General features: G+C 39.7%; 10 protein-coding genes. 6 read left to right on the forward strand and 4 right to left on the reverse strand.

Annotation, left to right across the window (positions count from 1 at the left end; genetic code table 11):
- Positions 1-58 precede the first annotated feature (58 nt).
- The 6 genes from H8S90_RS11080 to gldM all read left to right on the forward strand — a co-directional run bounded on the left by H8S90_RS11080 (position 59) and on the right by gldM (position 6,362).
- The gene (locus tag H8S90_RS11080; protein WP_187342588.1) at positions 59-757 is read left to right on the forward strand and encodes a hypothetical protein; all 699 of its coding nucleotides are present in this window, start codon (positions 59-61) and stop codon (positions 755-757) included.
- A gap of 150 nt (positions 758-907) precedes the next feature.
- A complete protein-coding gene (locus tag H8S90_RS11085) occupies positions 908-2,257 on the forward strand; it encodes an SUMF1/EgtB/PvdO family nonheme iron enzyme (RefSeq protein ID WP_187342589.1) in 1,350 nt (449 codons plus the stop codon).
- Positions 2,258-2,264: 7 nt separating this feature from the next.
- Entirely contained in the window at positions 2,265-3,308 is a 1,044-nt protein-coding gene (gene gldN / locus H8S90_RS11090) for a gliding motility protein GldN (RefSeq protein ID WP_187342590.1), read from the forward strand.
- Positions 3,305-3,946: a hypothetical protein gene (locus H8S90_RS11095; RefSeq protein WP_187342591.1), complete on the forward strand. Its 642-nt coding sequence runs from the start codon at positions 3,305-3,307 to the stop codon at positions 3,944-3,946. Before gldN ends, H8S90_RS11095 begins: the two co-directional genes overlap by 4 nt.
- 33 nt (positions 3,947-3,979) lie before the next feature.
- On the forward strand, positions 3,980-4,789 hold the full coding sequence (gene gldL, locus H8S90_RS11100; RefSeq protein ID WP_187342592.1) for a gliding motility protein GldL: 810 nt from the start codon (positions 3,980-3,982) through the stop codon (positions 4,787-4,789).
- A gap of 40 nt (positions 4,790-4,829) precedes the next feature.
- Positions 4,830-6,362 carry a gliding motility protein GldM gene (gldM, locus tag H8S90_RS11105; RefSeq protein ID WP_187342593.1) on the forward strand — a complete coding sequence of 511 codons (1,533 nt, stop codon included), beginning with the start codon at positions 4,830-4,832 and terminating at the stop codon, positions 6,360-6,362.
- A gap of 86 nt (positions 6,363-6,448) precedes the next feature.
- Here gldM and H8S90_RS11110 read toward each other — a convergent pair whose 3' ends face one another.
- The 4 genes from H8S90_RS11110 to H8S90_RS11125 all read right to left on the reverse strand — a co-directional run bounded on the left by H8S90_RS11110 (position 6,449) and on the right by H8S90_RS11125 (position 11,725).
- The gene (locus H8S90_RS11110; protein WP_187342594.1) at positions 6,449-7,390 is read right to left on the reverse strand and encodes a transglutaminase family protein; all 942 of its coding nucleotides are present in this window, start codon (positions 7,388-7,390) and stop codon (positions 6,449-6,451) included.
- 17 nt (positions 7,391-7,407) lie between these two features.
- On the reverse strand, positions 7,408-8,343 hold the full coding sequence (locus H8S90_RS11115; RefSeq protein WP_187342595.1) for an alpha-E domain-containing protein: 936 nt from the start codon (positions 8,341-8,343) through the stop codon (positions 7,408-7,410).
- Positions 8,344-8,347: 4 nt separating this feature from the next.
- The gene (locus tag H8S90_RS11120; protein WP_187342596.1) at positions 8,348-9,808 is read right to left on the reverse strand and encodes a circularly permuted type 2 ATP-grasp protein; all 1,461 of its coding nucleotides are present in this window, start codon (positions 9,806-9,808) and stop codon (positions 8,348-8,350) included.
- Between the two features lie 180 nt (positions 9,809-9,988).
- A complete protein-coding gene (locus H8S90_RS11125; protein WP_187342597.1) occupies positions 9,989-11,725 on the reverse strand; it encodes a phospho-sugar mutase in 1,737 nt (578 codons plus the stop codon).
- Positions 11,726-12,033 lie beyond the last annotated feature (308 nt).

The raw sequence follows: 12,033 nt of genomic DNA on the forward strand, positions 1-12,033 counted from the left end.
AAGCGTTATAAAAACATAACTTTGTAATTAAATTAATAAATTATTTAAAAGTTGTTTTATGTTGAAAAAGATACGTTTTTGCTCTCTTTTGTTTGGGTTAAGTGTGCCTGCTGTTTGTTTTGGACAGTTTGTCGGGCCGTTTAGTATAGGTATTGGTGGAGGAGGAACCAAGCTTTATGGTGATTTGCGGAATAAGCCAATAGACTACGCAGGGCACCTTGAGGTGGACTATCTCGTGTCGCCTTTCACCTCAGTAGGCTTACAGGGACAGTTGGGTCGATTAAAGGGCGACGATCAAGCCGGTAGGGATGCCCTGAATCGCTATGTCGGCGCAAATGCGAATGTGAAGGTTCGTGTGGGACAGTTCATGCCGCAGGCGAAAAATTACAGCCTTTATTCGCTTTCCAATAAAAATATCTGGAGTTATCTCAGTAATCTTTATGCAGGAGTTGGAATAGGTTTTATTTATTCGGATGTTGAGGCATATCGAGGTGAGCATCCTGATGGTGGGATTTCAGAAACTTTTGCCGGAGAAGACTATAGTTACACCACGGTGGTACCGGTAAATGTTGGTATAGATATCCCTTTCGGATATTCGTTAACCGGTCCAGTGTGGGCTGTCAATGTGAATTTTCAGCTTGGAATATCTTTTGGAGACAACTTAGATGGATATACCAATAGTTACAGCAATTATCAAGACCGTATGATGTATTTTTCTGTAGGCGTTAAGCGATCGTTACATCCGAAGGTTAAATGATGCGCACTAAATGTTATTGTTTCACTGTTGTTTAATACACATATCTTGATCAAAATAGAATTTGTGTAGGAGTTTTCAATATTTGGTAACATTTTTGCATGTAGTGGCTGTGAAATAGTGAAAAAATGAATAAACTGAATAAATGAAACTATGTTAAATGCCTTGTTAGGAATTGGTCTGAACCAAACAAAAAGAAGAGATAAGATAAAAAATAAAAGCATAACAGTGCTTAATGTATTAGGTGTTGTTCTTTTATTAGGTGCATGTCAATCGAATCGTTTATACGATGCTCCGAAAGTTTCTGCTTTTAGAGGACGAAACTTGCCAGCTCCCCCGGGAATGGTTTATGTGCCTTCTGGAACAATTTTTTATAAAAGTTCCCAAGATAGTAGTGATGTGGGCAAAAATGTGAGTCTCAGTGCTTTCTTTATTGATCAAACAGAAGTGACAAATAAGCAGTACCGAACATTTGTTAATTGGGTGGCGGATTCTATTGCAGTAACTGATTATTTGAATGACGATCAGTATTTTATTAATCAACAAGGAGACGATCTGTCTAGTAATGTAGACAGGCCGATTAACTGGGATCGTGTTAAGAAAGTATCACCTTTGTGGAAGAACGAAGACCCTACAATTCAAGAGAGATTGCAGCCGATGATTTCCTATGAGGGAGACAAAAAAACGCTTAATAGGGAAGTAGTTAAATATCGCTTCTCTTACTTAAAAGCTGATGGCGTAAATAATGATCAATATGTTACAGACACCGTAGCGGTAATGCCAATAGAAGATATCTGGTCTAAGGATTTTCCGAATGCCCAGTTAACGTCTATGGATGCCAATTATTTTTATCATGAATCTTTTGATTATAATCCTGTTGTGGGGGTAAGTTGGAAGCAGGCGCGCGCGTATACAGATTGGCGTGGCAAGGAAATTATGGCGAAATTGCAAAAGAATTCTTACTTAAAAGGGTTTCAATTAACTTTTAGTTTGCCAACCGAGGCGCAATGGCAATACGCCGCTGAAGGGAAATTAGATCCCAGAGATACCGTAAATCGGTCAATGTTAACTATTGATGACAGAAAATCGCGCAAAAAGAAATTGGCGGTGAACTTTAAACAAGGAGAAGGTACGTATTCTAGGGACGGTGCTACTTTTACGGTACCGGTTAAATCATATGCTCCGAATGCTTTTGGTATTTATAATATGGCGGGAAATGTTTCGGAATGGACTTTAGATGCCTATAGTCCATCTGCAATAGCATTTGTGAACGACTTGAATCCGGTGCTATTATATGATGCAGACGACGGTGCCAATTACGCGTTAAAACGTAAAGTAGTGAAAGGGGGATCTTGGAAAGATAATGGCGGTGTGTTAGATAGCGATGCGAGAAATTATGAGGAGCAAGATGCCGCGCATTCTTATATAGGTTTTCGCTGCGTAATGTCGGCTTTTGAAGTCCCTACGGAACATTTGAAAACTCGTAAGTATAAATCAGAATAAGGTGGAAATGAAAAAGTTTGTAATATGCTGTTTTACGGTTTTATCTTTTATAGCTGTAAACGCGCAAGAAATAGAAGAAATGTTTCCTGATACCGGAGCTACTTCGCATCAGGTAATAGCGGATGATTTGGTGGCTGACACAGCTGGAGGAGAGATTCTACAGGATACGATTCCGGAAACGGATGGATACTACCAACTCGATAACCTTAAGGATGCGGTGCCTTTTGCCTATCCAAAAGTTAATCCTAAAAATATTCGTTTTTATAAACGGATATGGCGAGATGTCGATCTAAAAGAGGAGGAGAATTATATTTTTGCTACGCCCGGGGCATCCTTGATTGAAGCGATCATGGCAGGTATTAAGGCTGGTAAATTAACACCTTATAACCCAGAAGATGACGGTTTTAAAACAAGATTGACAGCAAAAGAAGGCGAAGCAAGATTTACTGATAGTGTATTGGTTCCGATCTTTGATGATGAAGGGAATCAAATTGATGCACAGATGGCACTAAATGAATTTAACCCTGAAAAGGTAACCAAGTTCCGTATCAAAGAAGACATGTTTTTTGATAAACAAAGAGGTAAATTAGAGACGCGAATTATTGGTGTTGCGCCACTTATGGAAATTAATTCTTCCGAAGAGCTCGCTGAATCTGTTGGTGCTACGCCGGCATTTTGGCTTTATTTCCCACAATTGCGTTATACATTGGTGCAGATCGATGTTTCAGATCCCGACCGTGAGTTATATGACATGAGTATGGATGATTTATTTGTGCAGCGTAAATTTACCAGTAGAATTGTTCGCGAATCTTCTCCTGGAGGTGTTGGACAATATGCAAATGCTGAGGAGGAGCAAGAGCTCGATGGAAAAGAAGTGGAAGATAAAATAAATCAGTATCAGGAGCGCCTTTGGAGAAATCCTAAAGGAGTTAAATCGGAAGAGTTGGTAAGACCTGAGGATCAGTTCAAAAAGAAGGAAAGGACAGATAAAACGACTACTGTTATCGCTTCGGAAAAAGAAAATAACGATCAAACGGAAGTACAGCAATGAGAAAAAAAATAGTTGTATTTCTATTTGGGGCTGTACTGAGTTTTAACTGCGTTTATGCGCAAATTTGGAAAGAATATTCGAGTTTTAATCCTTTTGTTGGCGTTCAGTTAGGAGCACAGGGAATTGGAATTGAGGGTGGATACCCACTGTCAGAATCTTTTAATGCGCGTTTGACTGCTAACTTTTTCCCAAGTTCAAAAATGGCTTGGGATAATAAGGTGTTTAGCTTGCATCGGTCAAACATTGTTTTACTGGCCGACTGGCAGCCTTTGTATGGGCGGGAAAGTTGGATAGCAAGGAAGTGGATTGTTAGTGCAGGCGCCGGCTATTATTTTGATAATAAGTTGGAACGTTTTCTGGGTAGCTCAAAAGAACCTAATCAATTAAAAGATTATGATGTGGAGTGGAGCCAATTTAGACCGTATATAGGTACCGGGCTCAATGGAATTAAACTTTCACAACGATTTAATTTTGCAGTAAATGTTGGATATTTTATTCCGACAGAGGCTACAAAGGTTGTATTGCATGAGAAAGATCCAGAAGGCCTTCCTTCGCTGGAAGATAAATTAAATTCTTTTCCAAATAATGCTGTGCCCGGATTAAATATTCAAGTAGGTATTTCTTATATCTTTTTTTAAATTTACGCATTAATTTTCCAACAAAAACAAAATATGAAGAAGAAAGATAATTCGAATTGGTTGCATGTGGCTATCTCCTGGGGAGCTAGTGTAGTTATTTTAGGGGCTTTGTTTAAAATTTTACATATTGGTGGAGCAATGGCTAACTATATGATCGGTATAGGACTAGGTGTGGAAGCTTTTCTGTTTTTTTTAATGGGATTTAATCCCCCGCCGAAAGACCCAGCTTGGGAGAGGGTGTACCCCGAGCTCGCAGAAAATTACGATGGCGAATTACCCAAAAGTTCTCCGAGAGCTGTGGTAAATACTCCTACGACTTCTACTACAGCAGCTTTGGATAAAATGTTTGCCGATGCTCAAGTTGGACCTGAAACGATTGAGAGTTTGGGAAGAGGCTTACGCTCTTTCAATGAAAAGGTAACTGCAATCAATAATATTTCGGATGCTTCATTTGCCGCTAATGAGTTTACTGAAAAATTACGCCAAGCTTCTTCAAAATTTGATCATCTAAGTTTGGCTTTTGAAAAGGCATCGGAAAATCTTGTAGCGATGTCTGCCAGTAATGGGGATACCGAAGGTTATCATAAGCAAGTGCAGCAACTTACGCAAAACTTAGGTGCTCTTAATGAGATGTATGAGCGCGAGCTGCGTGATTCAAGTGCACATTTACAATCGATGAACAGCTTCTATGAGCATTTGAGCTCTACCATGCAAAACTTTAACGAATCTTTAGATGATTCTAAGTCGTTTAAAGATGAAGTTAATAAACTGGCGAAGAACCTAGCTGCTCTCAATGCTGTTTATGGAAATATGTTAAGCGCGATGAATCAGCCGCGCATTTAGTAGAAACGGATATCTCATTGGAAACTTAACATTGTAATTAATGGCTTTAGGAAAAGAAACCCCGAGGCAACGGATGATCGGTATCATGTATTTGGTGCTACTTGCGATGCTTGCCTTAAATGTCTCAGACACGATATTAGATGCCTTTAAAAATATAAATGATAGCCTTGAAACTTCACGGTCAAATGTAAATACTTCGGTAGAACAGCTGTTCACTGCTTTTGAAAATAGTAAGTTAAAAGAAGAACCGGAGAGGGCAAGGCCAATTTACGAAAAGGCAAAGGAGGCACGAGCCATAGTGGCCGACCTGAATAATTATATTAATGCGATAAAAGAAGAGTTCGAAAAGCGAGGTGGTGGATATGATGAGGATACCGGCGATTTAGTTCAAAGGGATAATACAGATATTTCACCAGGATTAATGATTAACCAAAAGAGGGGGCGAGAGCTTAAAGAAAAAGTAAACGAGACTAGAGAAAAACTGCTAGCCTTGCTAGACGAAAACGACCGCGATGCCGTTACCTTTTCTCTGGAGGCAAATGACCCTGAAAGAAGAGTGAACCGAAAGAAGACGTGGGAAGAGATTAATTTTGGTGAAGGCACGCCGTTGACTGCGGCCATGACTATTCTCACTAAAATACAAACCGATGCGCAGAATGCAGAGTCTGATATGGTTAAACGGATTTTGGGTAAAATGGATCAAGCGGTGGTAAATCTGGATCAGTTTGCCGCTGTAGCAGTAGCACCAAGTTCCTATTTAATTCAAGGGCAACCGTATACTGCAGAAGTTTTTTTAACAGCGTATGACTCTAAGTCGGATCCGGCAATTTCGGTTAACGGAAATGCTATACAGGTAGCTAATGGGAAAGGAACATATAATGTGCCAACCAACCAAGAAGGGGTCTTTACGTGGAAGGGAACTATTCGCGTTAAGCAGACTGATGGTACTATAAAAGAGTATCAAACCCCCGAACAGCAGTATCAGGTGGCCAGACCTTCTGCAGTCGTTTCTCCCGACAAAATGAATGTACTTTATATTGGCGTAGATAATCCACTTTCTGTTTCTGCTCCTGGAACAGCCGCAGATAAAATTAAGGTTAGCATGAGTAGTGGAAGTTTATCTGGCTCTGGAGGTAAATATGTTGCTAGGGTGTCATCTCCTGGAACAGCAAAGATTACTGTTGCGGCTGAAGTTGCTCCCGGGAAAGTCCAGACATTGAGTAATACGGATTTTAGGGTGAAACGCATCCCCGACCCGGTGGCGAAGTTTGCCGGTAAATCTGGTGGTACAATGAGTTCTGTAGCACTGAAGGCTCAGAACGCTGTTTTCGCCAGTCTGGATAATTTTGATTTTGACGCTAAGTTTAACATAACGAAATTTACTATTATTATCGCTAAACCGAGGGCAGACGCGATTGTTTTGTCTACTAATGGAAACTCGCTCAGCGCAGCCATGAAGTCGGCATTGAATGGTATAGGCCCAGGGGCGAGGGTAATATTTGATAATATCATAGCTGTTGGACCAGATGGTTCACCTCGTCAGCTTAACTCTATTGCGTTAACAGCAAACTAGCTAAAGCTACTTTATTAAAAAGGGTCCGATATCGTACGTGATATCGGGCCTATAGTATTTATGTGATAATGTCCAATAGGGTTAGTTTATTGCTGTTGATTCTGTAACAACCCCTGAGTGTGGTTGTCAAGAGTTACAAACTGCTCTTTCCTTTTTACCGCGTTTGTCTGCTCAAAAGACTTCCCGTCTTCATAATGTATAGAAACGCAAACGGAAAGGTCTTGGTGGCTGTTACCACGGAAGGATCCCTTGATAGGGGAACAGTCGTTAAAATTGCGTCCGATAGCAAGTTTAACATGATAGTTGGTTACCCAGACATTGTTGGTTGGATCAATTCCTGCCCAACCAAATTTTGGGATATACGTTTCCACCCACGCATGAGTGGCACCTTCTCCCCGCATGCCTACCCTATTCGGACAGATATAGCCACTTACATAACGGCTTGGTATGTGCAGGCTGCGTAATATTTGAAGCATGAGGTGTGCGAAATCTTGACATACACCTGCTTTGTGGTCCAGTATTTCATCTACGGTTGTTTCTATATCTGTAATACCCTGTACATAGTTGAAATGCTTGAATATTAAATTGCTGCATTTTTCGACCACTTCAGCTATATTATTGCTGCCACTGGTGATTTGCTTTGAAAATTCTTCGATAAGTGCTCTTTGTCTAATTTTTTCGGGTTTAGCTAATTCAACAAGAGCTAGGTTTCCGGCCATATCTTCTTTGAGTTGCTCAAAGGTCGAATGGAAATTGATCTGCAATAGGTTCGGAAGAGTGGTGCGGACAATCAAGTTGTTTTCTATAATTAACTCATTATGGGGCTGTAAAATGGAAAAGGTACCAACCCTGTTTTTCCAATAATCATTATAAATATGCAAAATTGGGGATGAGGTTATGTTAAGTTCCTGATTAAGAAGTTCTTGCTCTGGACATATAAAGGGGAAGATCCGTATTTCGTTTATACTTTCAGTGACGGGCTGTTCGTAGGTGTATTTTGTGGTATGTTTGATGTTATAGATAGCCATAATGAACTTGTTAATATTCAATAAGAAAAAAAGAGCTGCTTGATTTTATCATTGAATAACTGGAGGTCATTTTTCAATGTCGCGAAAAAAGACTGAAGGTCGACATCCAACAATGAAGCTGGTGCGGTATATTTTATTTTACTATAGGTCATGCCAAAAGTTCTAAGTAGGTCGGGGACTTCAAGGCTGTTGTTCTCTTGTGTCATAATGTTTAGAGAACGATCGATTTGTGTTAAACAATAATAAACAGCGTGAGGAAAATCGGCATTAAAAATAGCTTGATGTAAGATGTACTGGTTATGCTTCATTGTACGATACGTTTTGAGGTAGGCCTCATACCCAGCTAATGATAATAGTAAAAAACGCCACTGCGTGATATCATGCTCTTTACTTAAATCATAGTTAAAGAGCTGGCATTGTTTATCCGTTAAGATAATGGTTTCTGTGCAGCGCTCGATGAATTTTCCCAACTTCATGACGTTCCAGCCTGTACCTCGTTGCATGGTCACATCAGTTACGCCAGCGTAGATCATGCTATGCTTCAAGAACAGGTCTATCATTTCAAGGGTGTCCGAGCTGGCCAGTTTCATTTTGACAAAAGGACGATTGATGAGGTGGTAAATAGCATTAACTTCTTCCCACACTTCCCTTGTGATATGGTCTTGGATTCCTCGGGCATTTTCACGTGCCCGTGAAATGATATTCTTAGCAGAATTACTGTTGTTTCCATCTAGCAATAGTGCGTGTAAGGCTGCATAAGTATCATTCTCTATACTGTTTATTTCTTCATCCGGCAAATCTGAAAACACTTTTAAAATGGGACTCCAAGAGGCGGTGTTGTTGTTTCGGTCAAGTGAGTAAATATAATGCGTTCTTGAGGCACGTAATATACCTTCCACTCTTTCCATATATCTACCTAGCCAAAACAATGAATCTGCTATTCTACTTAACATTTTATCAGTTCGTTGAAGGTGTATCGATGATCCAGGTGTCTTTACTGCCTCCTCCCTGGGATGAATTTACTACCAGAGAACCCTCTGTTAGCGCTACACGTGTTAAGCCGCCAGATACGAGCTTTACGCCATGTGGCCCACAAAGGGCGTATGGACGGAGGTCTACGTGTCTTGGCTCTATTTTACCATTGATAAAACAAGGAACGGTACTGAGCTGAATAATAGGCTGGGCAACGTAGTTTCTTGGGTTTTTTTCAATTTCTATCTTGGCTTTTGCCCATTCATTATCATCAATCGCGTTTCCCATAATCATGCCGTAACCTCCCGACTGGTTAGTGCTTTTGACAACTAGATTGTTGATATTAGATAAGGTATATTTTAGTGCATCGGGATCGCTCAATTGATAGGTGGGTATATTGTTGAGGATGGGAGTTTCGTTCAGATAGTATTTGATCATATCAGGGACATGGGCATACACGGCTTTGTCGTCGGCCACACCATTGCCTACAGCATTTACTATCACAACATTACCCTTTCTGTAGGCACTTAATAAGCCGGGGACACCGAGTAAACTTTCTTGTCGGAAAACCAGTGGGTCTAAAAAATCATCATCTACCCGTCGGTAAATGACGTGAACTTGTTTTAATCCATTGGTAGTTTTTGTATAAACTTTATGATTGTCTACTACAAGGTCTCTTCCTTCTACGAGATCTACTCCCATTTGTTTTGCAAGAAAGGTATGTTCATAGTAGGCAGAGTTGAACATGCCGGGAGTAAGGATAACGATGTAGGGGGCCGATACCTGCGATGAGGCGAGTTCCAACAGTATTTCGTGAAGTATCATAGGGTAATGAGAGATGCTGCGTACGTTGGAAGATGCCAGCATATCAGGAAATATACGTTTTGTAACTTCTCTGTTTTCAAGCATATAGCTCACACCTGATGGTGTTCGTAGATTGTCTTCTAAAACATAGAATTTACCGTCACTTCCACGGATGAGGTCTATTCCAGAAATATGTACGTATATATTGTACGGTACATCTATCCCGTATGCCTCGCGAGTATAGTGAGGACAGGAAGCAATAAGTTCTGGAGAGATAATACCGTCATGTAGTATGTTTTGCTCGTGATAGATGTCATTCAAGAACAGGTTGAGCGCTGTTAATCTTTGCGCGATACCCTTTTCCAACTCATCCCATTCTGCACCTGTGATAATTCTAGGAATAATATCGAAAGGAAAAATACGTTCAATTCCCTCATTGTTGTTGTATACCGTGAATGTGATGCCTTGGTTGAGAAATAACTCGCCTGCTAAGCGATGTCGGTTACTCATGCTGTCAACATCCAAATTTTTAAGGATGGAGAATACATTGCTGTAATGTTTCCTTATATTTTTCGAGTCATACATCTCATCCCAGGTGTTTTCTCGATAAATGTATTCATTTAGGATGTGATTTTTTGCCATTTATTCGGTTTTGGTATAATTATTTATAATAATACGTATTTTTTTGTTGTAAGTACAAGTTTTTAGCTAGAATTTTGCATTTTGTAGTATAGCGTTTGATGTGATCTTGTTGGTTATGTGTGCTGAAACAAAAAAACCTTGATCTTTATGACCAAGGTTTTTTGTTTCCTTTGTTTGCCTCTAAACAATGTCTGCCATCATTTGATCTATTTTTCTATTTAGCGCCTCGTCTACGGTATTATAGTCTTCCATTGTGTTCAGCGGTAATTTTGCACTGCAGTAAAATTTGATTTTGGGTTCTGTTCCTGACGGTCTGGCAGAAATTACACTTCCATCGGCCGTAATAAATTGTAAAACGTCTGATTTGGGGAGCGCAAGTTTTTCTTGCTTTCCAGTTCTTTGGTCAATGGAAATTCCATTCTCGTAGTCTTTAAGTAGTACAACCTCGTTTCCGCCCAATGTTTTCGGTGTTGAAGTTCTTAATCGCTGCATCATTTCTTTTATTTCAGTAGCTCCTCTTTGTCCTTTCTTAGTTAAAGAGATTAGCTTCTCTTTATAAAAGCCATATTTTAAGTACAGGGAGATGAGTGCTTCAAACAATGTTTTTCCTTTACTTTTATAATGGGCAGTCATTTCTGCAATAAAGGCACATGATATAACGGCATCTTTATCACGTACTAAATCTCCAACAAGAAAGCCATAACTTTCTTCACCTCCAACTAAAAAACGCTCTTTACCTTCTAGGTTAGTCATTAATTCACCTATATATTTAAAGCCAGTTAGCACCTCATAACATGGTACTTCATGATCCTGTGAAATGTCTTGGATGAGATTGGTTGTTACAATGGTTTTACAAGTGAAATCATTTGTTGCCAATTGATTATTCTCTTTCTTTGCCGTGAGTACATAGTCTACTAATAAGGAGCCAATTTGATTGCCATTAAGTAACTGGAATTTTCCGGCAAGATTCTTCGTAGCCGCGCCCACCCTGTCAGCATCAGGGTCGGTGGCCAATAGCAGGTCCGCATCCAATCTTTCGGCCTCTCTCAAACCCATAGACATGGCTTCTTCTTCTTCGGGATTAGGATATACAACAGTTGGAAAATTTCCATCGGGCTCTGATTGCTCTTCTACAATATGTACATTGGTGAAACCCCATTTTTCAAGTACCTTCGGAACTACTGTAATGCCAGTACCGTGTATGGGTGAGTATACAATTTTTAAGTCTTTTTGGGCAGCAACAGTTTGCGGTCTTACGGACAAATTAACTAATTTCGCTAAATAAGATTGATCAATTTCTTTATCTATCCTTTTAATTAGTGTATTATTTGCTTCAAACTTTACTTGGTCGATGTCCAGTGTATCTACTTCTTTAATCACATTCTCATCGTGTGGGGCAATAAGTTGCCCCCCATCTTTCCAATACGCCTTGTAACCGTTGTACTCTTTAGGATTGTGAGACGCTGTCAACATAACACCACTTTGGCAGCCTAATTCTCGGATAGCAAAAGATAGCTCTGGAGTTGGTCTTAATGTTGTGAATAGGTATACTTCGATGTTGTTTGCAGAGAATACATCGGCAACAGTTTGTGCGAAATCTGCTGACGAGTTTCTGCTGTCGAAGCTTACTGCAACTTTGACGGTTTCATTAGGATATGTTTTTAAGAGGTAGTTGGCTAAACCTTGTGTAGCTCTCCCTACAGTATACTTATTCATTCTATTTGTGCCAACTCCCATTATTCCTCTTAGTCCTCCCGTGCCGAAAGCGAGATCCTTATAGAAGGCATCGTTGAGTTCGTCAATATTTTTGCTGTCAATCAGCTCTTGTATAGTTTCTTTGGTCGATTTATCGTAATTTCCATTTAACCATTTTTTAACGGTCTTCTCAATAGATGGTTGTAAGCTAATGGCTGTCATATGTATTTAATTATAGTTTTGTTTTTTTGTAAACCTACTATAAAACTGCGAAATAGGCAATATTTTACGTTAAAATGCAATGAAATGTGTATTAATATTGGTATGTTATGTATACACATTGTGAGTGCATCCAGTGAAGCTCAGGCGAATTATTTCTTGGTTTTGTATTGCATCTGTGTGGAAAGCGGTGATTTCTTTTGCGTGATGATGCATAATTTTTATTTTTATCGATGATTACAATACGAGGGGTGATTGGCATTAGTTTAATCGCAGTGTTCGCGAAAGTTCTTATTGTATGAAAGCAGATT

The sequence above is a fragment of the Olivibacter sp. SDN3 genome (assembly GCF_014334135.1).
In the GTDB taxonomy this organism is placed as follows: domain Bacteria; phylum Bacteroidota; class Bacteroidia; order Sphingobacteriales; family Sphingobacteriaceae; genus Olivibacter.